General features: G+C 70.2%; 17 protein-coding genes and 3 tRNA genes. 12 read left to right on the top strand and 8 right to left on the bottom strand.

Features of this window, described 5'->3' with window-relative positions:
- Positions 1 to 69 precede the first annotated feature (69 nt).
- Complete coding sequence (locus ACGF3A_RS08900) at positions 70 to 342, bottom strand: DUF3073 domain-containing protein (RefSeq protein WP_393727398.1); 273 nt, start codon at positions 340 to 342, stop codon at positions 70 to 72.
- A 271-nt stretch (positions 343 to 613) separates the two neighbouring features.
- Positions 614 to 1,735 carry a Leu/Phe/Val dehydrogenase gene (locus ACGF3A_RS08895; RefSeq protein ID WP_393727396.1) on the bottom strand — a complete coding sequence of 374 codons (1,122 nt, stop codon included), beginning with the start codon at positions 1,733 to 1,735 and terminating at the stop codon, positions 614 to 616.
- Positions 1,736 to 1,943: 208 nt separating this feature from the next.
- Here ACGF3A_RS08895 and ACGF3A_RS08890 point away from each other — a divergent pair, with 208 nt between their 5' ends.
- Complete coding sequence (locus tag ACGF3A_RS08890; RefSeq protein WP_393727394.1) at positions 1,944 to 2,819, top strand: hypothetical protein; 876 nt, start codon at positions 1,944 to 1,946, stop codon at positions 2,817 to 2,819.
- A gap of 505 nt (positions 2,820 to 3,324) precedes the next feature.
- Positions 3,325 to 3,531, top strand: coding sequence for a developmental transcriptional regulator BldC (gene bldC / locus ACGF3A_RS08885; protein ID WP_003949541.1), 207 nt, complete (start codon positions 3,325 to 3,327; stop codon positions 3,529 to 3,531).
- Between the two features lie 406 nt (positions 3,532 to 3,937).
- On the opposite strand, the gene ACGF3A_RS08880 is transcribed toward bldC, so the two are convergent.
- The 3 genes from ACGF3A_RS08880 to hrpA form a co-directional block, all read right to left on the bottom strand.
- Entirely contained in the window at positions 3,938 to 4,105 is a 168-nt protein-coding gene (locus tag ACGF3A_RS08880) for a DUF6274 family protein (protein WP_393727392.1), read from the bottom strand.
- A 181-nt stretch (positions 4,106 to 4,286) separates the two neighbouring features.
- Positions 4,287 to 4,361: transfer RNA gene (locus ACGF3A_RS08875), tRNA-Asp, on the bottom strand.
- 82 nt (positions 4,362 to 4,443) lie between these two features.
- Positions 4,444 to 8,475: an ATP-dependent RNA helicase HrpA gene (hrpA, locus tag ACGF3A_RS08870; RefSeq protein WP_393727390.1), complete on the bottom strand. Its 4,032-nt coding sequence runs from the start codon at positions 8,473 to 8,475 to the stop codon at positions 4,444 to 4,446.
- A 167-nt stretch (positions 8,476 to 8,642) separates the two neighbouring features.
- Here hrpA and ACGF3A_RS08865 point away from each other — a divergent pair, with 167 nt between their 5' ends.
- The 5 genes from ACGF3A_RS08865 (at position 8,643) to ACGF3A_RS08845 (ending at position 12,499) form a co-directional block, all read left to right on the top strand.
- The gene (locus ACGF3A_RS08865; RefSeq protein WP_393727388.1) at positions 8,643 to 9,062 is read left to right on the top strand and encodes a hypothetical protein; all 420 of its coding nucleotides are present in this window, start codon (positions 8,643 to 8,645) and stop codon (positions 9,060 to 9,062) included.
- 89 nt (positions 9,063 to 9,151) lie between these two features.
- On the top strand, positions 9,152 to 9,670 hold the full coding sequence (locus ACGF3A_RS08860; RefSeq protein WP_393727386.1) for a hypothetical protein: 519 nt from the start codon (positions 9,152 to 9,154) through the stop codon (positions 9,668 to 9,670).
- 54 nt (positions 9,671 to 9,724) lie between these two features.
- Positions 9,725 to 10,510: a DsbA family protein gene (locus tag ACGF3A_RS08855; protein ID WP_393727384.1), complete on the top strand. Its 786-nt coding sequence runs from the start codon at positions 9,725 to 9,727 to the stop codon at positions 10,508 to 10,510.
- Entirely contained in the window at positions 10,510 to 11,370 is an 861-nt protein-coding gene (locus ACGF3A_RS08850; protein ID WP_393727382.1) for a cytochrome c biogenesis CcdA family protein, read from the top strand. Before ACGF3A_RS08855 ends, ACGF3A_RS08850 begins: the two co-directional genes overlap by 1 nt.
- A gap of 25 nt (positions 11,371 to 11,395) precedes the next feature.
- Entirely contained in the window at positions 11,396 to 12,499 is a 1,104-nt protein-coding gene (locus ACGF3A_RS08845; RefSeq protein ID WP_393727380.1) for an ABC transporter permease, read from the top strand.
- Between the two features lie 27 nt (positions 12,500 to 12,526).
- On the opposite strand, the gene ACGF3A_RS08840 is transcribed toward ACGF3A_RS08845, so the two are convergent.
- The 3 genes from ACGF3A_RS08840 to ACGF3A_RS08830 all read right to left on the bottom strand — a co-directional run bounded on the left by ACGF3A_RS08840 (position 12,527) and on the right by ACGF3A_RS08830 (position 13,440).
- Positions 12,527 to 13,084 carry an EF-hand domain-containing protein gene (locus ACGF3A_RS08840; RefSeq protein ID WP_393727378.1) on the bottom strand — a complete coding sequence of 186 codons (558 nt, stop codon included), beginning with the start codon at positions 13,082 to 13,084 and terminating at the stop codon, positions 12,527 to 12,529.
- A gap of 204 nt (positions 13,085 to 13,288) precedes the next feature.
- Positions 13,289 to 13,362 (bottom strand) — tRNA-Phe (locus tag ACGF3A_RS08835).
- A gap of 3 nt (positions 13,363 to 13,365) precedes the next feature.
- Positions 13,366 to 13,440: transfer RNA gene (locus ACGF3A_RS08830), tRNA-Asp, on the bottom strand.
- Positions 13,441 to 13,936: 496 nt separating this feature from the next.
- Here ACGF3A_RS08830 and ACGF3A_RS08825 point away from each other — a divergent pair.
- The 5 genes from ACGF3A_RS08825 to ACGF3A_RS08805 all read left to right on the top strand — a co-directional run bounded on the left by ACGF3A_RS08825 (position 13,937) and on the right by ACGF3A_RS08805 (position 19,051).
- Entirely contained in the window at positions 13,937 to 14,707 is a 771-nt protein-coding gene (locus ACGF3A_RS08825; RefSeq protein ID WP_393727376.1) for a DeoR/GlpR family DNA-binding transcription regulator, read from the top strand.
- Between the two features lie 138 nt (positions 14,708 to 14,845).
- Positions 14,846 to 16,222: an ABC transporter substrate-binding protein gene (locus ACGF3A_RS08820; RefSeq protein ID WP_393727374.1), complete on the top strand. Its 1,377-nt coding sequence runs from the start codon at positions 14,846 to 14,848 to the stop codon at positions 16,220 to 16,222.
- Positions 16,219 to 17,172 (top strand): carbohydrate ABC transporter permease, encoded by a 954-nt coding sequence (locus ACGF3A_RS08815; protein WP_393727372.1) that lies wholly within the window; start codon positions 16,219 to 16,221, stop codon positions 17,170 to 17,172. The genes ACGF3A_RS08820 and ACGF3A_RS08815 overlap by 4 nt, the downstream gene beginning before the upstream one ends.
- A complete protein-coding gene (locus ACGF3A_RS08810; protein WP_393727370.1) occupies positions 17,169 to 18,059 on the top strand; it encodes a carbohydrate ABC transporter permease in 891 nt (296 codons plus the stop codon). The genes ACGF3A_RS08815 and ACGF3A_RS08810 overlap by 4 nt, the downstream gene beginning before the upstream one ends.
- Positions 18,056 to 19,051: a zinc-dependent alcohol dehydrogenase family protein gene (locus tag ACGF3A_RS08805; protein ID WP_393727368.1), complete on the top strand. Its 996-nt coding sequence runs from the start codon at positions 18,056 to 18,058 to the stop codon at positions 19,049 to 19,051. Before ACGF3A_RS08810 ends, ACGF3A_RS08805 begins: the two co-directional genes overlap by 4 nt.
- The last annotated feature ends 162 nt before the right edge of the window (positions 19,052 to 19,213 follow it).

Raw genomic sequence — 19,213 nt, 5'->3', positions numbered from 1 at the left:
CGGTTCCGCGCGCGGGACAGCACAGAACCCGGTCCGGCAGGCGCCGGACCGGGTCACTGTGAGCAAACGTCAAGCGCGACGTCGGTTCGACCGGTGGTCGGAGGAGCCGGTGGCGTCCGGCTCATCCGCCTCGTCATCGTCCCGGTCGTTGTACAGATCCGCGTACTGTGCGTACGGGTCGTCGTCCAGCTCATCGTCCTCGAACGGCTCACTGTTCGGCGGCTCGTTCGATGTCGATGCGCCCAGCTCCTCGGCCAGGCGCGATAGGTCCGTCCCACCGCTGTTGTACTTCAGCTGGCGGGCGACCTTCGTCTGCTTGGCCTTGGCCCGGCCGCGCCCCATGGCTCGACCCCCTCAACGACGGGGCTCGACGGCCCCAGAGTCTTGACACGCGTTCATGATTCAGAGCGGTCTCTCGGGGGGAGAGACCGATACTCAGGGCTTCAACGGTACCTGCTTCCGCGGCCGTACGGTACGCCGCCCGCACGACACGGCCGCTGTCCGACGCGCCCGGTGACCATCACTTCGCTGGTCACTGGTGATTTTACCTTCCTGTAGCGGATCGACCCGCCGAGGGGTCGTGAGACGCCGCTCACTGCCCCTGTGAGCGGCGTTATCCAGCCATCCCCTGGGCCATCCGCTGCTCCGCGAGACGGTCCGAGGCGGCGGCCGGGGGGATGCCGTCCGCGGCGGCCCGCTCGAAGATCGAGACGGTCGTGCCGAAGATCTCGGCGGCCTTTGCCTTAGCGCGTGCGAAGTCGAATCCGTGGAGCTCGTCCGCGACCTGGATGACGCCGCCGGAGTTCACGACGTAGTCCGGCGCGTAGAGGATCCCGCGGTCGGCGAGGTCCTTCTCGACGCCGGGGTGCGCGAGCTGGTTGTTGGCCGCGCCGCAGACCGCCTGGGCGGTGAGCACCGGCACGGTCGCGTCGTTCAGCGCGCCGCCGAGGGCGCAGGGAGCGTAGATATCCAGCCCTTCTGACCGGATGAGCGCATCGGTGTCCGCGACGGCCGTCACCTCGGGGTGCGCGTCGAGCACGCGGCGCACCGAGGCCTCGCGCACATCCGTCACGAGCACCCGCGCGCCGTCCTCGATCAGGTGCTCGACCAGGTGGTGGCCGACCTTGCCGACGCCTGCGACGCCGACCGTACGGCCGCGCAGCGTGGGGGCGCCCCAGAGGCGCTGGGCGCTGGCGCGCATGCCCTGGTAGACGCCGAAGGCGGTGAGCACGGAGGAGTCGCCCGCGCCGCCGTTCTCGGGCGAGCGGCCAGTGGTCCACCGGCACTCCTGCGCCACTACATCCATGTCCTGGACGTAGGTACCGACGTCGCAGGCCGTGACGTAGCGACCGCCGAGAGAGGCCACGAAGCGGCCGTAGGCGCGCAGCAGGGCGTCGGTCTTGATCTTCTCGGGGTCACCGATGATCACGGCCTTGCCGCCGCCGTGGTCGAGCCCGGCCATGGCGTTCTTGTACGACATCCCGCGCGCCAGGTTGAGCGCGTCGCGCACGGCGGCCTCCTCGGGGTTCCGCTCGTCCGCGTACGCGTGGAAGCGGGTGCCGCCGAGGGCCGGGCCCAGCGCGGTGGAGTGCAGGGCGATGACGGCCTTGAGGCCGCTCGCCCGGTCCTGGCAGAGCACGACCTGCTCGTGCCCGCCCTGGTCCGAGTGGAAAAGAGTGTGGAGGAACGGATCGCTCGACGTGTCCACGCTGACAGTCTCACGTACGTCGGTCACGGTGGTGACTCCTGTATTCGCGGTGGATAACCCTCTGCCGGGCCCACCCGCTTGTGGCAGGAGAAGGCCAGGGGGAGGGCCGGTCGTCAGAAGCGTACGACCTGCGCGTCGCGGGCACGTTGCGGTCCCACAATCGGGGTAGTCAACTGTCTCCCAGGCTTGTCCGCACCGGTCTTTTCTGAAGACACCGGCCCTTTTGGAGGAGTGCGTGGCTGAGAAAGCGTCGGTCATCGTCCCGTACGCCGCTTATCTGCGGGTCTATGAGCCGCTCGCCGCGTTCCCCGAGCCCGAGCGGTCGCACTGGATCGCGTACGCCAAGCGCGAGCGTTTCCCGACCGCCCAGGACGAAGTCCGCCGCGCGCTCGCCGACTTGCTGCCCGTGCCGCCCGTGGTGGTCCCCGTGCGGGAGAGCGCCGAGGCGTTCGTGGCGGATGTGGACGGTGTGACGTGCGTCTGCCCCTGGCGCACCCGGCTGCGGAGCTGGCAGTCCCTCGCCGCGCTCTCCCAGGCCGCGGGCGACCGCGAGCTGGCGCTGCCGCAGACCGTGCTCGACGCGGCGCTCCCCCCGGTCGTACGGCGGCAGGCGGCGGCCGACTACGAGCGCTGGCGCGAGCACAACCCCGACGCGCGTCCGTGGATCCGTACGGCGCTGTGGCATGTGCCGGTCCGGTGGTTCGTACTCTTCGTGGACGAAGAAAGGGAGTTTGCCAAGCCGGAATCGGGTGAGGAGAGCGGACAGCAGTTCGTCCTCCGGTACCGGACACCCATGGTCGAGGCGCGGCGTCGTCTCGCGCGTGGCCTGAAAGTGCTCCGCGAGGAACTGGAGGAAGGGCCGCTCGTCGACGGACTGGTAGATGTAGGCCGCTGGCTGGAGGAGTTCCACCCGCGTTCCCTGGTCGAACTGGACTACGGCGGACTGGCCCACGCGATCCCCGAGGAGCAGCTCGCGGGGGACCACTCTGCCGCTGACGTGGCGGAAGGTCTCGCCGCGCTCCGCGAGGGGGACGGCGAGCGGGCCGGCGAGGCGTACGAGCGGCTGACGGAGCGCTGGCGGACCGTCAGGGAGCTCCAGTTCGCGTCCTAGACGCGGGCCGGGGCGCGCCGCGAGGGCGACGCGAGGGCGAGATGTGGCGAACGCCACGTCCAGGACCTACGTCCTGAACCGGGCTATTGCCCCAAGCGTGATGGACAGCACTTACCGGGGTCTTGCTCTCAGACCTACCCCTCGTGTCAAAATAGGACAAGGAGTCCGCACGGGGCTCCTTCCGTCCAACTAAGGGCGGAAAGATCGGTATTGCGCTCCTTGGTGGGTCTGGTGACCCCTGCTCCCGCTGTGACTGATCGTCACGGCGGTGTGACTGTCCGCTATGGGACGGTCCATCGGCTTCCGCCGAGGTTGAACACCTGAGAGGGCAATTCCATCGGTTTGGCCGACGTGGCTGGACAGATGGTGTAGTTGTAGTGCCGAGGACAAGCCGTTCGTCCTATAACCGACTCGGCTCGCGTCCGCCATTTCGGGCAACGCGGGTCAAGGTGCAGAATTTAGAGGAAAGAACCGTGATGGTTCGGTTCTCCCGAGGAGGCCGCTCATGACCGCTCGCACCCCTGATGCCGAGCCGCTGTTGACCCCGGCTGAGGTTGCCACGATGTTCCGTGTGGACCCCAAGACGGTCACGCGCTGGGCAAAGGCGGGCAAGCTCACGTCCATCCGCACGCTCGGAGGGCACCGCCGCTACCGCGAGGCGGAGGTGCGCGCACTGCTGGCGGGCATCCCGCAGCAGCGCAGCGAGGCTTGATCAGGCGAAACAACACCATATAGGGGCGTTTCCGGGGCCCCCACCCCGCATGACGCCCATTGAGCACCACACGACAGGCTCTGCCCCAACAGTGCTTGCTCGTTGATCGCGCTGGACTCCGCCGGGTCCAGCGCGATCTTTTTTGTGCGCTCCTCCGGTGCCCGTTCCGTGCCCGTCGAGGAGCGCCGACTGCCCTTCTTGTGCCCGCTCTTGGATGCTGCTGATCGACCGTGATCGGCTTCGGTGAAGGGTGTCAGGGGAGTGGTGCAATTGCACATATAAAATTGACGAGGTGTGAGGGTGCCTCAAGTTCCCCGTCAGTACAGGTGAGTTCGGTGACACCCGTCACAGCGGCGCACTCTTGTCGCGGCCTGCGGCGCTGCGATAAAGAGCGCCTAAGGGCTGGTCACTTGGCAGAGGGCCCCTTGTCCTCGGACTCCATCGCCAGGCGCAGGAGCCGGTGGCAGATCGGGCAGTGGCGCGTCACGTGCCGGTACCGCGTGGCGGCAGCCAGATGCGCGCGCAGGAGCGCCTTGGTCTCGTGCCGCCGGGGGGAAATTGGAGCCGTCGTCATCCGCCGCACCTCCTCTAGTAGAGGTACCCCGGCCCCGTACGGCCGTCAACCGCAAGAGCCGTGCGTATAGGCCACCGGAAAGAGCGAGCGGCACGGAGGGGGACGTATGCCGGAAGCACGACGGGGCGGACGAAACGGCACGAAGAAGGGCCCACACCGTCTCCGGCGTGGGCCCTCATTGCGGTCCTGACGGGATTTGAACCCGCGGCCTCCACCTTGACAGGGTGGCGAGCACTCCAAACTGCTCCACAGGACCTTGCTCTTGCGCGCTTGGCGCGAAACGAGACTCTACAGCAGGTCAGGGGCGCAGAGCGAACTCACTCTGCGTGCCCGCCGCACTACGGCGCGGCCGCGTCCACGGCCTTCATGATCCGCTTGTCCGAGACCGGGTACGCCGTGCCCAGCGCGTGGGCGAAGTAGCTGACCCGCAGCTCCTCCACCATCCAGCGCACGTCCCGCGCCGCGCGGGGAACGGGACGGCCGGGCGGGAACTGTTCCAGCAGCCACAGGTACTCGTCCCACATCTCGCGGACCTTGGCCATGCGGGTGCGGTCGCGCTCGACGTTGTGCGGGAGCTGCTGGAGGCGGCGGTCGGCGGCGACCAGGTACCGCATCAGGTCCGGGAGGCGGCCCGCGCCGTGCTCCGTGACGAAGCCCGGCTTGATGAGGCCGTCGAGCTGCTGCCGTACGTCCGCCGCTGACTCGGCGAGGACCGGGCTCGTCGTCCCGCGCAGCCGCTGCTCGCAGGAGTGCCAGGCGGCCATGACCTCCCGGACCTGGTGGACCGTGCGCACCGTGCCGTCGACGAGGTCCGCGCGGACCGCGTCGAAGAGCTTGCGGTAGGACTCCTCGTCCCAGGCCGGGCCGCCGTGGGCCGCGATGAGGCGGTCGGCGGTGGCCGTCACGCAGTCCTCGAAGAGGGCCTGCACGCTGCCGTGCGGGGAGCGGGAGAGGGCCAGCTTCTGCCGGTTGTCCAGCTTGGACTGGGCGAACTTGGCGGGGTCCGAGGGGATGTTGAGGAGGATGAGGCGGCGGGTGCCGCGCCACATCGCCTGCTGCTGCTCGGCCTCGGTGTCGAAGAGCCGTACGGCCACCGAGGAGCCCTCGTCCACGAGCGCCGGGTACGCCTTCACGGGCTGGCCCGCGCGCCGGGTCTCGAACGTGCGCGAGAGGGCGCCCAGCGTCCAGTCCGTGAGGCCGGCGCGCTGCGGGGAGTCCCCCGCCGGGAGCGCCGGGCCCTCGTCGCTCTGGGCGCCGTCCTGCGCCTTGCGCGCCGCCTTGCGCGACCGCGCGCGCTCCGAGGAGTCGAACGCCTTCGAGAGCGCCTGCTGCGTCTGCGGCTTCAGCTTGAGCTGGAGCGCCTCCAGGTCCTTGCTCTCCTCCAGCTTGCGGCGCCGCTCGTCGGTCACCCGGAAGGTGATCTTCAGGTGGTCCGGGACCTTGGCCAGGTCGAAGTCCTGCGCCGTGAGGGGGACTCCGACCATTCGCTTCAGCTCGCGCGCCAGCGTGTACGGCAGCGGCTCCTGGAGCGGCCGCGCGGTCTCCAGGAAGCGCTTGGCGAAGTTGGGCGCCGGCACGTAGTTGCGCCGGATCGGCTTGGGGAGCGAGCGGATCAGCTCGGTGACCAGGTCCTCGCGCAGGCCCGGGATCTGCCAGTCGAAGCCCTCCGGGGTCACCTGGTTGAGCACCTGGAGCGGTACGTGCACCGTGACGCCGTCCGCGTCGGCCCCGGGCTCGAACTGGTAGGTCACCGGCAGGACCAGGCCGCCCTGGCGCCACACGTCCGGGTAGTCGGAGGCGGAGACCTCCTCGGCCCGGTCGCTGATGAGCATCGACTTCTCGAAGTTGAGCAGGTCGGGCTCGTCGCGCCGCTTCTTCTTCCACCAGGCGTCGAAGTGCGCCCCGGAGACGACGTCCTCGGGCACGCGCTGGTCGTAGAAGTCGTAGAGCGTCTCGTCGTCGACGAGGATGTCGCGGCGCCGCGCGCGGTGCTCCAGCTCCTCGACCTCGTCGAGCAGTTTGCGGTTGTCACGGAAGAACTGATGGTGCGTCCGCCAGTCGCCCTCGACCAGCGCGTGCCGGATGAACAGGTCGCGGGAGGTCTCAGGATCGATGCGCCCGTAGGAGACCTTGCGCTGGGCCACCACCGGGACCCCGTAGAGCGTCACGCGCTCGAACGCCACCACCGCGGCCTGCTTCTGCTCCCAGTGCGGCTCGCTGTACGTCCGTTTGACCAGGTGGGCGGCGAGGGGCTCGATCCACTCCGGCTCGATCTTCGCGTTCACCCGCGCCCAGAGGCGGGAGGTCTCGACCAGCTCGGCCGACATGATCCAGCGCGGCGGCTTCTTGAAGAGGGCCGAGCCGGGGAAGACCGCGAACTTCGCGCTGCGCGCGCCCAGATACTCGTTCTTCTCCGTGTCCTTCAGCCCGATGTGCGACAGCAACCCCGCGAGCAGCGACTGGTGGACGGCGTCCTGGGCCGGTTCCTGGTCGCCCTCGGCGAGCTGGATCTTCATGCTCCTGGCGACCTGGCGCAGCTGCGTGTAGATGTCCTGCCACTCGCGTATCCGCAGGTAGTTGAGGAACTCCGACTTGCACATGCGGCGGAAGGCCGAGGAGGAGAGGGCCTTCTGCTGCTCCTTCACGTACCGCCACAGGTTCAGGAACGACAGGAAGTCGCTGCTCTCGTCCTTGAAGCGGGCGTGCTGCTGGTCCGCCTGCTGCTGCTTGTCGGCGGGGCGCTCGCGCGGGTCCTGGATCGAGAGCGCGGCGGCGATGACCATGACCTCGCGCGCACAGCCGTTCTTGTCGGCCTCCAGGACCATCCGGGCCAGCCGCGGGTCCACCGGGAGCTGCGCGAGGGAGCGGCCGGTCCGGGTGAGCCGCCGGTCTTTGCCGTGCTCCTTGCCGCCGTCCTTGCCGGTCTCCAAGGCCCCCAGCTCCTCCAGGAGCTGCACGCCCGCCTTGATGCTGCGGTGGTCCGGCGGGTCGATGAACGGGAACTTCTCGATGTCCCCGAGCCCGGCCGCCGCCATCTGCAGGATGACCGACGCCAGGTTCGTCCGGACGATCTCCGGATCGGTGAACTCCGGGCGGGAGAGGAAGTCGTCCTCCGAGTACAGCCGGACGCAGATGCCGTCCGACGTACGCCCCGAGCGGCCCTTGCGCTGGTTGGCGCTGGCCTGGCTGACCGGCTCGATGGGCAGGCGCTGGACCTTGGTGCGGTGGCTGTAGCGCGAGATACGGGCGGTGCCCGGGTCGATCACGTACTTGATGCCGGGGACGGTGAGGGAGGTCTCCGCCACGTTCGTCGCCAGGACGACGCGGCGGGTGCCCGGGTGGGACTGGAAGACGCGATGCTGCTCGGCGTGCGAGAGGCGGGCGTAGAGCGGCAGGATCTCGGTGGGGATGCCGCGGCCGCCCCGGAACTTCTTCTCCAGCGCGTCCGCCGTGTCCCGGATCTCGCGCTCCCCGGAGAGGAAGACGAGGATGTCGCCGGGCTCCTCGCGGTGCAGCTCGTCGACCGCGTCGCTGATCGCGGTGACCTGGTCGCGGTCGGGCGCCTCGGAGTCCTCTTCGAGGAGCGGGCGGTAGCGCACCTCGACCGGATACGTACGCCCGCTGACCTCGACGATCGGGGCGTCCCCGAAGTGCCGCGAGAAGCGCTCCGGATCGATCGTCGCCGAGGTGATGACGACCTTCAGCTCCGGGCGCTTGGGGAGGAGCTGCGCGAGATAGCCGAGCAGGAAGTCGATGTTGAGGCTGCGCTCGTGGGCCTCGTCGATGATGATCGTGTCGTACTGCCGCAGCTCGCGGTCCTGCTGGATCTCCGCGAGCAGGATGCCGTCCGTCATCAGCTTGACCAGCGTGTGGTCCTTCACCTGGTCGGTGAAGCGGACCTTCCAGCCGACGGTCTCGCCGAGCTGCGACTTCAGCTCCTCCGCGACGCGCTCCGCGACCGTACGCGCCGCGAGGCGGCGGGGCTGCGTATGGCCGATCGTGCCGTGGACCCCGCGCCCGAGCTCCATGCAGATCTTCGGGATCTGCGTCGTCTTGCCCGAGCCCGTCTCGCCCGCGACGATCACGACCTGGTGGTCGCGGATCGCCTCCAGGATCTCGTCCTTCTTCTGGCTGACGGGGAGCTGCGGGGGATACGTGATCCGCGGCACGGACTCCTTGCGGGCCGTCACGCGCAGCTCGGACTCGTCCATCGCCGCGGAGATCTCCGCGAGCACGGCGGCGCGCGCCTCGGGCTTGCGGATCTTGCGTGCGCCGTCGAGGCGCCGCGCCAGACGCGTCTGGTCGCGGAGCGTGAGATCCGGGATGCGGGCCTTGAGAGCGGCGGGCGAGGGAGGCGTGGAAGTCGACATACCTGGTCCAGGATCGCACCAGCGGGTACTCACTGGCGAACCATTTGGGGCGCTGCACAGGCTCCGCGCGGGCTCCGCGCACGGGGGACACCCCGTCCGAGCCCGTTAGGCTGGCGCTGGAACGTGCCGTACGAGCGAGATACGAGCGAGAGCAGAGGTCAGCCCCGATGAGCCGGAGCCGCATCCCCGAGCGGGGCTTCGCCCTGGTCGCAGGGCTGCTCCTGCTGCTCTGCGGGACGCTGTTCGCGGCTTCGCCGTCGTCGGCGTCGTCGGCGTCGGCGGGTGCGGACGCTCCGCCCCGGGCCGCCTCGGTCTCGGCCCCCTCCTCCGCCTCCTCTTACGAGGAGCCCGGTACCGGGGACACCGCGCCGGACGCGCCCGGCTGCCACAAGCAGAAGAAGGGCGACGTCGACGGGGCCGTGCCCGCGCCCACCTCCGGGGCGCAGAACCTCGCGCTCGTGCTGTCGGCCTGCCTCGTCCCCGAGTCGCACGCCGCGATCGGCACCGCGCACGCCCGGCCGCCCGCGCGGGGGCCCACTCCGGCGCAGCCCCCGACCCCCGTGGAACTCTCCGTCCTGCGCGTGTAGACGCGCCGTCCCGGCACACGTGTGTGCCGGGGCAGGCCGCTCACACCCGTATCCAGGACAGGAGACGTGACGTCCGTATGCGCCCACGTATGCGTTCACTTCCGCCCCGTTCACTTCCGCTCGCCCTGCGCGCCGTGGCCGGCTGGCCCGCGTCCCGCTGGGGCGTCGCCGCAGGGGCTGCCGTATTCACCGCGCTCGCGGTCGGGCTGCCCACCGCCGTGATCCCGAACCCCCTCTTCACGCGCTCGGTGGCCACCCCGTGGTGGGGCTACCCGGTGCTCGCCGTGACCGCCGCCCTCGCCGGGGTGCTGCTGGCGACGTACGTCCGTACGGGCCGCCGTCAGGAGGCGGTACGGGGCGAGGCGATACGGGGCGACGGCTCGCGGCTCGGCACCGTGGGCGGGCTGCTCGGCTTCTTCGCCGTCGGCTGCCCCGTGTGCAACAAGCTCGTGCTGCTCGCGCTCGGTACGTCCGGTGCGCTGAACGTCTGGCAGCCCGTGCAGCCGCTGCTGGCCGTCGCCTCGCTGGCGCTGCTCGCGGTCGCCGTCGTACGGCGGCTCGCGGGCGAGGTCGCCTGCCCGGCCCCCGTACCGGCGCCGTCCGCCTGAAGACTTCCTTCCCTCGACCTTCACTCCCTCCCCGGGAGTCACAGGAGTTCCCTCATGCCTTCCACCACCAAGTCCACGTCCGTCAAGAACCGCAAGGGCCTGGTCATCGGCGTCCTCGTGGCCGTCGTCGCGCTGCTCGCCGGATGGCTGTCGCAGTACGCCGTCAACGGCGACGACAGCGGTTCCGGCGGCGGCTCCGGCGACAACGCCACCCTGCACGGCAAGGAGGACACCTCGTCCGGCGACCCCGCGCTGATGAAGCTCGCGCGCCGGGACGGCGGTGACCCGCTCGCGCGGGGCGACAAGGACGCGCCGGTCGTGATGATCGAGTACGCGGACTTCGGCTGCTCGTTCTGCGGCAAGTTCGCGCGCGACACCGAGCCGAAGCTGGAGAAGAAGTACATCGACAAGGGGCTGCTGCGCATCGAATGGCGCAACTTCCCGATCTTCGGCAAGGGCTCCGAGCGGGCCGCGCTCGCGGGCTGGGCCGCGGGGGAGCAGGGCCGCTTCTGGGAGTTCTACAACACCGTCTACGCCGACAAGGGCAACGAGAAGAACGGCTTCTCCGACGGCCATCTGCGCGACATCGCCAAGGAGGCGGGCGTCAAGGACCTCGACAAGTTCGACAAGGACCGGGCGAGCGAGGCCGCGAAGAAGAGCCTCGACAAGGACCGGAACGAGGCCTACGGCCTCGGCGCCTCCTCCACCCCCGCCTTCCTCGTCAACGGCGAGCCGATCTCGGGCGCGCAGCCGGACGAGGTCTTCACGGACGCGATCGAGCGCGCGGCGAAGGCGGCCGAGGCGAAGAAGAAGGACGGCGCGAAGGGCGGGAAGGGCTGATGGACGTCGGGTACCTCGCGGCGTTCCTCGGCGGACTCCTCGCCCTGCTCAGCCCGTGCAGCGCGCTGCTGCTGCCCGCCTTCTTCGCGTACTCGATCGGCTCGGCGGGCAAGCTGCTCGCCCGTACCGGCGTCTTCTACCTGGGCCTGGCCACCACCCTGGTGCCGCTGGGCGCCGCGGGCTCGTACGCCGGGCGGTTCTTCTACGGGCACCGGGACACGCTCATCGCGGTGGGCGGCTGGCTGATCATCGCGCTCGGCGTGGCACAGATCCTGGGCCTCGGCTTCGCGCCGCGCCGCCTCCAGGAGATGTCGGGCCGCATCCGTCCGACGACGGTCGTCTCGGTCTACGCGCTCGGCGCGGTCTACGGCCTCGCGGGCTTCTGCGCCGGGCCCATCCTGGGCAGCGTGCTGACGGTCGCGGCGGTCAGCGGCAACCCGGTCTACGGCGGGATGCTGCTGGCGGTGTACGCGCTGGGCATGGCGGTGCCGCTGTTCCTGCTGGCGCTGCTCTGGGAGCGCTTCGACCTGGGCGGGCGCCGCTGGCTGCGCGGGCGCGAGCTGGCACTCGGCAGGGTGCGCCTGCACACGACCTCGCTCCTCTCGGGGCTCTTCTTCATCCTTCTGGGTGCGCTCTTCCTCGCCTTCGACGGCGCGGCGGGGCTGCCCGGACTGACGGACGTGGACGGCGCCTTCGCGGCGGAGCAGTGGGCGAAGAAGGTGGGCAACGCGGTGCCGGACGCCGCCCTGCTGGGGGTTCTGGCGGCGGTGGCGGCGGGCCTGGTGCTGTGGCGCTGGCGCGCGGGGAACGGAGGCGAGGACGGGGCACCACCCCGGGAAGAAATGTCCGAAAGAAAGTAAATGATCCTGTTTTAACCTGACTCGCATGAGCGAGCGACAGCAGAACGAGTCGGGGCACGGGGAACCCTCCGCGCACGGGGCGCACGGCAGAAAGCCCACGGCGCAGGGGCGCTGGCACGCCTTCAAGGCGTCCCCGTTCTTCCCCGCGTCCGTGCTGGTGCTGATCCTCGCCGCGGCGGCCGGGCTCTTCGCGGGCTCGTACACGTACGCCATGGCCAACCCGACCCCGCACCACATCCCCACGGCGGTGGTCGGGAAGGCGGAGAGCCAGCGGGACCGGGCGGCCTTCATCCAGGGCATGGAGAAGGCGCTCGGCTCCTCGCTGGAGCTCCACCACTACGCGTCCCAGGCCGAGGCCGAGGACGCGATCGAACGCCAGGAGGTCTTCGCGGTCATGCGGGCCGAGCGGCCCAAGGGCGTCGAGCTGGACATCTCCAGCGCGTCCGGCTCCTCGGTCGCCCAGCTCCTCCAGCAGGCCGGTCCGCAGGTGGGGAAGAAGATCGGCGTCGAGGTCCAGGTGAGGGACCTGAAACCCCTGGGCAAGGGCGATCCGCGCGGGCTGGCGATCTTCTACATCTCGCTGGCCGCCGTGATCATCGGCTTCGTCGGCGCGATCCAGCTCAGCGTCCACGCCCGCGCGCTGAACCCGCCCGAACGGATCGCGTTCACCGTCGCCTACGCCCTGCTGGGCGGCTTCGTGATCGCGGCGGTGGTCGACTGGGGCCTGGACGCGGTCCAGCTCCCCTTCGTCCAGTCGTGGATGATCCTCGCCCTGACGATGTTCACGTCGGGGATGGTCTTCACGATGTTCAACACGCTCTTCGGCCGCTGGGCGATGGTCCCGACCTGGGGCGTCATGGTCCTCCTCGGCAACCCGTCCTCGGGCGGCGCCGTCTCCTGGCCCCTGCTGCCCTCGGTCCTCGGCGAGATCGGCCGCTGGCTCCCGCCGGGCGCCTCGGTGAACGCCCAGCACACCGCCGTCTACTTCCCCGGCCACCAGCTCGCCCAGCCCTACCTGGTCCTCGCCGCCTGGGCCCTGGTCTCCTGCGCCGTCTTCTGGACCTGGCGCCACCGCCACCCGGGGGGCCGCCCCACCAGCCGCCACGCGGCGGACGCGGCCCCGGCCTGAGCCGTCAGGACCGGTGCCAGGACGGTGTCAGGCGCTGGGCTCGTCGATCGGACCGAGCAGCCAGTTCCCGGCGGCCTTCGGATCGGCGCTCAGGTAGAACTCCCTGATGGCGGACCTGAACTCGGCGTGGCTGATCGAGCCGTCCCCGTCCAGGTCGAGCAGGCGGAACGCCGCCTCGGAGTGCACCGGGGGAATTCCCAGGACGTCGTACATCCGGACGTACTCGGCCTGGCTCAGTGTTCCGTCCTGGTTGGTGTCCAGCGCCCGCATCAGTGCGTCGGCGATCGCCAGCACGGCTTCCCCGAAGTGCCGGGGGTCCGTCACCTCGGCCTCCATGACGGTGATGAACTCCTGCCTGGAGATCCGTCCGCTTCCGTCGGGATCGCCGTGGGCGAGCAGCAACCGCCACCACGTCTCGAAGGCGGTCCGCATGGCTGACGCGTTCTCCTTGTCGTCCTCGCGCGCCAGCCCGGCGAACATCCCGGCCATCTTCTGGAGGTCGTCGTGGGTGAGCAGGCCGTCCCCGTTCTGGTCGAACCAGCGGAAGAGGGTGCTGAACTTCTGGGCCTTCACGTCGTCCGTCATGCGTGCTCCTTCTCCAGGTCGTCGCATCCGGTGACGGGCGTGGCGCGGCTGCCGGAGCCGATGACCGCGCCGCCCTGGAGACGTTAGGAACGCGGGAGCCGGAGGACCAGGGCAGTTTTGAGGCGGTTCTTCCACCTCCGGGAGGCACGAGAAAGGCCCCGAGAAGTGATCTCCTCGGGGCCTTCTGCCCTGCTAGGGCTGCGGTGGCTGGGGCCGGGGTCGAACCGGCGACCTTCCGCTTTTCAGGCGGACGCTCGTACCAACTGAGCTACCCAGCCGCGCGGTCCTGACGGGATTTGAACCCGCGGCCTCCACCTTGACAGGGTGGCGAGCACTCCAAACTGCTCCACAGGACCTTGCTCTTCGCTTCTGCGCGAGCACTAGTCTCGCACAGAGCTGCGTGTGCTCCCAACGGGATTCCCTTGAGGGGTGTGGGGGCCCGTCACCAGGGGTGACGTCGCCCAAGCAGACTACCAGACCGCGAGGGGCCCCGATGACCGCCGAGGGGCGGGGCCGCGGCGCTCCGGGGGCGTGTGCCGTCGCAACGCGCGGCCCGTACGGGCACGGGGCCGATTCCAACCTTGCGGTGGCCGTGGCGAGTTCGTATCGGGCCACGCCGCAAGGGAAACGGGCGCGGAACGGGCGCACTCGGCCGCCCGAACGGGCCCGGCCCCGACCCCGGGCAGGCCGTGCGACCTCGGGCGGGGCGATATGCGGTCCGGGCGCACTCGGGCAGGAACGGTCCCGTGACGAACCTGGCCCGCCCGGACCATGGCCGGTACAACTCTCCACACGGGCCCGAACGGGCACGTTGCTGACCGTACGGAGCGGAGCGTGAGGGGAGCGGGCGTGGTGAGCGTGAGGAGCGCGGAGGAGCGCCAGCGGGAGATCGTCGGCGAGGCCCGCCGCACCGGCTCCGTGGACGTCGCCGAGCTGGCCGAGGAGCTGGGCGTCGCCAAGGAGACGATCCGCCGTGACCTGCGTGTCCTGGAGTCGCACGGGCTGCTGCGCCGTACGCACGGCGGGGCCTACCCCGTGGAGAGCGCGGGCTTCGAGACGACGCTCGCGTTCCGCACCACCCTGCACGTCCCGGAGAAGCGCCGGATCGCCGCCGCGGCCGCCGAGCTGCTGGGCGAGGCCGAGACCGTGTTCATCGACGAGGGCTACACCCCCCAGCTCATCGCCGAGGCGCTGCCGGAGGGGCGACCGCTGACCGTGGTCACCGCCTCGCTCGCCGCCGCCGGGGCGCTCGCGACGCGCGACGAGATCACCGTGCTGCTGCTCGGCGGGCGGGTGCGGGGCGGCACCCTCGCGACCGTCGAGCACTGGACGACCAAGATGCTGGCCGCGTTCGTGATCGACCTCGCCTTCGTCGGCGCGAACGGGATCTCCCGCGAGCACGGCCTGACCACCCCCGATCCGGCCGTGAGCGAGGTGAAGGCGCAGGCCGTACGGGCCTCGCGGCGGCGGGTGTTCGCGGGGGTGCACACGAAGTTCGGGGCCGTGAGCTTCTGCCGGTTCGCGGAGGTCGGCGAGTTCGAGGCCATCGTCACCTCCACCGGGCTGCCCGCCTCCGAGGCCCACCGTTACGCGCTGCAGGGGCCGCAGGTCATCCGCGTCTGAGACCCCCGTTCCCCCGTTCCCCCGTTCCCCCGTTTCCTCGTTCCCCCCGTTCCTCCATTCCCCAGTCCACTCCCCCCACCGCCCTTCCCTCGCGCGGCCCCATATGACCCTTATGTACGTCTATGACCAGGAGCCCCCATGCGCAGTCAGAGCCGACGACTCAGGACGCGGGCCGCGCTGTCGGCCGCGCTCGCCGCAGCGCTGACCGGCCCCCTGCTGTCCGCCTGCGCGGGCGCGGGCAGCCTCGGTACCGGCGGCGACACCATCAACGTGCTCATGGTGAACAACCCGCAGATGACCGAGCTGCAGAAGCTCACCGCGAAGCACTTCACCAAAGAGACCGGCATCAAGGTCAAGTTCACGACGCTGCCCGAGAACGACGTCCGCGACAAGATCGGCCAGGACTTCGCCAACCAGGCCGGGCAGTACGACGTGGCCACGATCAGCAACTACGAGACGCCGATCTACGCCAAGAACGACTGGCTGCGCCCCCTCGGCCCGTACACGAAGAAGGACAGGGCGTTCGACCAGAAGGACATCCTGCCGCCCCTGCGCGAGTCCCTCACCGGCGAGGACGGCCAGATGTACGCGCAGCCGTTCTACGGCGAGTCGTCCTTCCTCATGTACCGCAAGGACGTGTTCAAGGAGCACGGTCTGACCATGCCGAAGCGGCCCACCTGGCAGCAGGTCCAGAAGCTCGCGGCGAAGGCGGACGGCGCCGAGAAGGGCATGAGCGGCATCTGTCTGCGCGGCCTGCCCGGCTGGGGCGAGATGATCGCGCCGCTCACCACGATGGTGAACACGATGGGCGGCACCTGGTTCGACAAGGACTACAACGCCGAGCTCGACGGCCCCGGGTTCAAGAAGGCCGCCAAGTTCTACGTGGACCTCGTCCGCGAGCACGGGCAGTCCGGCGCCGCCCAGTCCGGCTACGCGGAGTGCCTCAACAACATGACGCAGGGCAAGTCGGCCATGTGGTACGACGCCACGGCCGGTGCCGGCTCGCTCGAAGCCGCCAAGTCGCCCGTCAAGGGCAAGATCGGCTACGTACCCGCGCCGACCGTGAAGACGAAGTCCTCCGGCTGGCTCTACACCTGGGCCTGGGGCATCCAGAAGGCGTCCCGGAACCCCGACAAGGCCTGGAAGTTCATCTCCTGGGCGTCCAGCAAGAAGTACGAGCGCCTGGTCGGCGAGGAGTTCGGCTGGGCCAACGTGCCCGCCGGGAAGCGGGCCTCGACGTACCGCATCCCCGAGTACCGCAAGGAAGCGGGCGCCTTCGGCGAGGTCACCCGCAAGGCCATCAGCGAGGCGAACCCGCGCGACCCGGGCCTGCAGAAGCGGCCCACCATCGGCATCCAGTTCGTGGACATACCCGAGTTCGCCGACCTCGGCACCAAGGTCTCCCAGGAGCTGAGCGCCTCCATCGCCGGACGCACGTCCGTCGACTCGGCGCTCAAGGAGTCCCAGCGGCTGGCCCAGGAGGTCTCCGACGAGTACGAGGGGCGAGGCCAGTGACGACCGCCGTACGCACACCGACACCCCGCCCCAAGACGCCGCCCGCGGCGCCCGGCAGGCCCCCGGCCCGGCTGCGCGCCTGGGTCACCCGGGCCCCGCTGCTGCCCGCGCTGGTCTTCCTGATCATCGTCACGCAGCTCCCCATGGTCGCCACGCTGGTGATCTCGTTCCTCGACTGGAACGCCCTCTACCCCGAGGCCCGTTCGTTCGGCGGCCTCGGCAACTACGGCGAGGTGCTCACCGACCCCGACCTGCGCGAATCGGTGCTCACCACGATCCTGCTGACCGTCGTGGTGGTCCTCGCCAGCCTCGTCCTCGGGCTGCTGATCGCACTGCTGCTCGACCGGAGCTTCAAGGGCCGCGGCATCGTCCGTACGCTCCTGATCGCGCCGTTCCTGGTGGTGCCCGTCGCGGCGGCGCTGCTGTGGAAGCACGTGCTCTACAACCCGGAGTACGGGCTCTTCAACGGCGCCCTGCACTGGCTCTTCGGGGACAGCGCGCCGCAGCCCGACTGGATCGCGGACATGCCGCTCGGCGCCGTCCAGATCTCGCTGATCTGGCAGTGGACGCCGTTCATGATGCTGATCCTGCTCGCCGGGCTGCAGAGCCGCCCGTCCGACGCGATCGAGGCGGCGCGGATCGACGGCGCCGACGCCTGGCAGATCTTCCGCTTCATCACGCTGCCGCACCTGCGCCGCTACCTGGAGCTGGGCGCGCTGCTCGGCACGGTCTACATCGTGCAGAACTTCGACGCCGTCTTCACCCTCACCTCGGGGGGACTCGGCACCGCGAACCTGCCGTACACGATCTACCAGACCTTCTACCAGGGCCATGAGTACGGCGTCGCCTCGGCGGCCGGTGTCCTGGTGGTCATCGGTTCGCTGATCATCGCGACGGTCGCGCTGCGCGTCGTCTCGTCGCTGTTCCGCGAGGAGGGGTACGCCTCATGAGCACGCTCGCCGTGAAGCCCCGCCCGGCGAAGAAGCCCGGCGCCGAGCCCGTAGCCACCGCCAAGCAGCGGCGCCGCAACGCCGGGCTCGGGCTGCTCGCCTGGGTCGTCGGCATTCTCTTCGCGCTGCCCCTGCTGTGGATGCTGCTGACGTCCTTCCACTCCGAGTCCGACGCCGCCACCAACCCGCCCTCGCTCGCGGCGCCGCTCACCCTCGACGGCTACCGCACCTTCTTCGGCGCCGGGGGCGGGCCCACGCCCTGGTACGCGCTGGCCAACTCGCTGACCGCCTCGCTGGTCTCGACGGCCTTCGTGCTGGTCCTCGCGCTCCCTGCGGCGTACGCGCTCTCCATCCGGCGCGTACGCAAGTGGACCGACGTGCTCTTCTTCTTCCTCTCCACGAAGATGCTGCCGGTCGTCGCGGGCATCCTGCCGATCTACCTCTTCGCCAAGAACACCGGCTTCCTCGACAACATCTGGCTGCTGGTCATCCTCTACACCTCGATGAACCTGCCGATCGCGGTGTGGATGTGCCAGTCGTTCCTCGCCGAGGTGCCCGTCGCGCTGATCGAGGCCGCGCGGATCGACGGGGCGCGGCTGCCGCAGATCCTGCTCCGCGTCATCGCGCCCGTCGCCGCGCCGGGCATCGCCGCGACCGCGCTGATCTGCTTCATCTTCAGCTGGAACGAACTCCTCTTCGCACGGGTGCTCACGGGCGTCGTCGCCCAGACCGCGCCCGTCTTCCTGACCGGCTTCATCACCAGCCAGGGCCTCTTCCTGGCGCAGGTGTGCGCCGCGTCGCTCGTCATCTCCCTGCCGGTTCTCGCCGCGGGGTTCGCCGCCCAGGACAAGCTGGTCCAGGGCCTGTCGCTAGGAGCCGTGAAATGAAGGCAGCCCTCGTCGAATCCGTGGGCAACGTCTCCCTCACCACCGTGCCCGACCCCACGCCAGGTCCGCGCGAGGTGGTGGTGAGGGTGGCCGCGTGCGGGCTGTGCGGCACCGATCTGCACATCCGCCAGGGCGAGTTCGCACCCTCGCTGCCCCTGGTGCCGGGCCATGAGTTCGCGGGCGAGGTCGTCGCCCTCGGCACGGACGTCACCGAGCTGGCCGAGGGCGACCGCGTCGCCGTCGACCCCTCGCTCTACTGCCACGAGTGCCGCTACTGCCGCAGCGGCCACAACAACCTCTGCGACCGCTGGAATGCCATCGGCGTCACCAGGGCGGGCGGCGCCGCCGAGTACGCGCTCGCGCCCGTCGCCAACTGCGTCAAGCTCCCCGACCACGTCCGTACCCAGGACGCCGCGCTCATCGAGCCGCTGTCCTGCGCCGTACGCGGCTACGACGTGCTCAAGTCCCAGCTCGGCTCCCACGTCCTCATCTACGGCTCCGGGACGATGGGCCTGATGATGCTGGAGCTGGCCAAGCGGACCGGCGCCGCCAGCGTCGACGTCCTCGACCTCAACCCCGAACGGCTCGCCACGGCCCAGAAGCTGGGCTGCTCCTCCTCCGCCGCGAACGCCGACGAACTGGACCTCGCCGAGCGCGGCGGCTGGGACCTCGTCGTCGACGCCACCGGCAACGCCGCCGCGATCCAGGACGGCCTGGGCCGCGTCGCCAAGGCGGGCACCTTCCTCCAGTTCGGGGTCTCCGACTACGCGACGACGGCGACCATCGAGCCGTACAAGATCTACAACCAGGAGATCACCATCACCGGCTCGATGGCCGTCCTGCACAGCTACGAGCGCGCCGCCGAACTCTTCGCGGGCGGCGTCCTCGACCCGGACCTCTTCATCTCGGACCGGCTCCCGCTCGACGACTACCCGGCGGCCCTGGACCGCTTCGCGGCGGGCAAGGGCCGCAAGATCGTGGTCGTGCCGTGACCGAACGGGGCTAGCCGTATATCACTGGGCAGGGGCTGCCCCGTGCGGTGGCGTTGCAGGCCGCGGCCGTCGTCGTGGCTTGTCGCGGGGGTGGGCCCCCCCCCCCCCCCCCCCCGGGGGGGGGGGGGGGGGCGGGCCCCCCCCCCCCACCCCCCCCCCCCC

Source organism: Streptomyces sp. NPDC048172 (assembly GCF_043202595.1).
Lineage (GTDB): Bacteria > Actinomycetota > Actinomycetes > Streptomycetales > Streptomycetaceae > Streptomyces.
Note: the sequence above shows the minus strand (reverse complement) of the source record. Positions and strands in the feature narration are given on the sequence as shown.

Excerpts from the sequence above, each read along its gene's own strand:
- ACGF3A_RS08900 (WP_393727398.1), bottom strand. The coding sequence starts at position 342 with ATGGGGCGCGGCCGGGCCAAGGCCAAGCAGACGAAGGTCGCCCGCCAG.
- bldC (WP_003949541.1), top strand. The coding sequence starts at position 3,325 with ATGACCGCTCGCACCCCTGATGCCGAGCCGCTGTTGACCCCGGCTGAG.
- ACGF3A_RS08880 (WP_393727392.1), bottom strand. The coding sequence starts at position 4,105 with ATGACGACGGCTCCAATTTCCCCCCGGCGGCACGAGACCAAGGCGCTC.
- hrpA (WP_393727390.1), bottom strand. The coding sequence starts at position 8,475 with ATGTCGACTTCCACGCCTCCCTCGCCCGCCGCTCTCAAGGCCCGCATC.
- ACGF3A_RS08865 (WP_393727388.1), top strand. The coding sequence starts at position 8,643 with ATGAGCCGGAGCCGCATCCCCGAGCGGGGCTTCGCCCTGGTCGCAGGG.
- ACGF3A_RS08860 (WP_393727386.1), top strand. The coding sequence starts at position 9,152 with ATGCGTTCACTTCCGCCCCGTTCACTTCCGCTCGCCCTGCGCGCCGTG.
- ACGF3A_RS08855 (WP_393727384.1), top strand. The coding sequence starts at position 9,725 with ATGCCTTCCACCACCAAGTCCACGTCCGTCAAGAACCGCAAGGGCCTG.
- ACGF3A_RS08850 (WP_393727382.1), top strand. The coding sequence starts at position 10,510 with ATGGACGTCGGGTACCTCGCGGCGTTCCTCGGCGGACTCCTCGCCCTG.
- ACGF3A_RS08845 (WP_393727380.1), top strand. The coding sequence starts at position 11,396 with ATGAGCGAGCGACAGCAGAACGAGTCGGGGCACGGGGAACCCTCCGCG.
- ACGF3A_RS08840 (WP_393727378.1), bottom strand. The coding sequence starts at position 13,084 with ATGACGGACGACGTGAAGGCCCAGAAGTTCAGCACCCTCTTCCGCTGG.
- ACGF3A_RS08820 (WP_393727374.1), top strand. The coding sequence starts at position 14,846 with ATGCGCAGTCAGAGCCGACGACTCAGGACGCGGGCCGCGCTGTCGGCC.
- ACGF3A_RS08810 (WP_393727370.1), top strand. The coding sequence starts at position 17,169 with ATGAGCACGCTCGCCGTGAAGCCCCGCCCGGCGAAGAAGCCCGGCGCC.
- ACGF3A_RS08805 (WP_393727368.1), top strand. The coding sequence starts at position 18,056 with ATGAAGGCAGCCCTCGTCGAATCCGTGGGCAACGTCTCCCTCACCACC.